This is a genomic window from Streptomyces sp. NRRL WC-3549 (genome assembly GCF_000721935.1).
Classification (GTDB): Bacteria; Actinomycetota; Actinomycetes; order Streptomycetales; family Streptomycetaceae; genus Streptomyces.
In genome coordinates, this window is record NZ_KL585386.1 from 744 (window position 1) to 2,823 (window position 2,080).

At 71.3% G+C, this 2,080-nt stretch carries 2 protein-coding genes and 1 pseudogene; all 3 read right to left on the minus strand.

Features of this window, described 5'->3' with window-relative positions:
- Positions 1-258: pseudogene (locus tag IH13_RS0104285) on the minus strand (hypothetical protein); the annotation flags it as partial.
- 47 nt (positions 259-305) lie between these two features.
- Positions 306-1,223 (minus strand): methylenetetrahydrofolate reductase [NAD(P)H], encoded by a 918-nt coding sequence (metF, locus tag IH13_RS0104290; protein WP_051835758.1) that lies wholly within the window; start codon positions 1,221-1,223, stop codon positions 306-308.
- A 116-nt stretch (positions 1,224-1,339) separates the two neighbouring features.
- Positions 1,340-1,990, minus strand: a complete 651-nt coding sequence (thiE, locus tag IH13_RS0104295; RefSeq protein WP_031081110.1) for a thiamine phosphate synthase — start codon at positions 1,988-1,990, stop codon at positions 1,340-1,342.
- Between the last annotated feature and the right edge of the window lie 90 nt (positions 1,991-2,080).

Consider the following 2,080-nt stretch of genomic DNA (forward strand, 5'->3'; position numbering starts at 1 on the left):
GGGCCTCCCGCCGATGGCCCAGCCCGTCGAGAAACCGCGCCGGAAGGAGAGCGTCACATACGTCTGGCCCGTCGCGAAGGCGATCGCCCCGACGGCGATCACCAGCACGGAGGGGATCAGCACGCCCAGGACCACGCCGAGGAATCCGGCGAAGGCCAGCAGTCTCCACCGCAGCCTCGCCTTGTACTGCAACAGCACCTCGCCCAGCAGCCACAGCGCCACGATGCCGAAAGCGATGTAGAGGACCGTCCAGCCCACGCCCGCCCCCTCCTACGGCCGCCCCGGTCGGTGGCGGGTGCGGCCGGTCACGACTGCTTGTGCAGTCCGAGATTCTCGTAGATCTCGAGCGTTGCCGTCGAGTTGTTGAGCGTGATGAAGTGCAGCCCGGGGACACCCTCGGCGAGCAGCTTCGCGCAGAACTCCGTTGCGAACTCGATGCCAATGGAGCGTACAGCGGCCGGATCGTCCTTGACGGCGAGGATGCGTTCTCTCAGTGAGGAAGGCAGGGAGGCGTTGCTGAGTTCCGCGAATCTCTCCAGCTGCCGGACGCTGGTGAGCGGCATGACCTCGGGAATGACCGGGGTCTCGCAACCCGCGGCGACCACGCGGTCACGCATCTGCAGATAGCTCTCCGGGTGGAAGAACATCTGGGTGATGGCGTAGTCGGCGCCGGCCCGGCACTTGTCGACGAAATGCCTGATGTCGGAGTCCCAGTCGGCCGACCGCGGGTGCCTTTCGGGGAAAGCCGCGACGCCGACGCAGAAGTCACCGGACTCCTTGATGAGCCGGACGAGGTCGGCGGCGTACCGCACGCCCTCCGGGTGCTCCACCCAGTCGCCCATCGGGTCGCCCGGCGGGTCCCCGCGCACCGCGAGGATGTTCCGGATGCCCGCGTCGGCGTACTGCCCGACCATGTTGCGCAGTTGGGCGACGGAGTGGTCGACGGCGGTGAGGTGGGCGACCGGGGTGAGGGTGGAGTCGGCGGCGATCTGCTGGGTCGCCCGCACCGTCCCCTCCCGCGTCGAACCGCCCGCCCCGTAGGTCACGGAGACGAAGCTCGGGCGCACCGCCTCGACCCGTCGCAGGGCGTTCCAGAGGTTCCGCTCGCCCTTCTCGGTCTTGGGCGCCCAGAACTCGAACGAGTACGAGGTCCTGCCGGTCGCGAGCAGGTCACGCACGGTGGGGGCGTGATCCGTCCTGGTGGAGGGTGTGCCAAGGGCCATACCGGGAGGTTAACCAGGGCACGGCGGTACCCCAACCGGACCGCGCGGTTTGACCGGATTGCGGCGTTTCTTGTCCACCCCTCGGACAGTCGGCCCGATCCAGCACCGCGGAGTCGTCAGAGGGCGCGGGCCCGGACCCGCTTCGCCAGTTCGGCCGTGGCCGCGGCCGGGTCGTCCGCCTCGGTGATCGCCCGGACGACCACGATCCGGCGCGCGCCCGCGTCCAGGACCTCGTCGAGGTTGCCCGCGTCGATCCCTCCGATGGCGAACCAGGGGCGGGAGGTGCGCAGCGAGGCCGCGTAGCGCACCAGGCCGAGGCCGGGGGCGTGCCGCCCGGGCTTGGTCGGGGTCGGCCAGCAGGGGCCCGTGCAGAAGTAGTCGACGCCGGCTTCGGCGACGGCCGCGTCGACCTCGGCCTCGGCGTGGGTGGAGCGGCCGGTCAGCACGCCGTCGCCGAGGATCGCCCGGGCGGCCGGGACCGGGAGGTCGCCCTGCCCGAGGTGCAGCACGTCGGAGCCGGCCGCGTGGGCGACGTCGGCCCGGTCGTTGACCGCGAGGAGGGCCCCGTGGCGGGCGCAGGCGTCGGCGAACACGGCGAGGTGTTCGAGCTCCTCGGCCGCCTCCATGCCCTTGTCGCGGAGCTGGACGACGTCCACGCCCGAGGAGAGCACCGCGTCGAGGAAGGCCGCGAGGTCGCCCTGCCGCCTGCGGGCGTCGGTGCAGAGGTAGAGCCGGGCGTCGGCCAGCCGTGTGCGAGGCGTGGACATGAAGAATTCCCCCCGTGGGTACGTCGGAGGATCCACCGCGCCGCGGTGGGTCCTCGAAGCTTCGGCGGGACCACCGGGTCCCGGTACCGG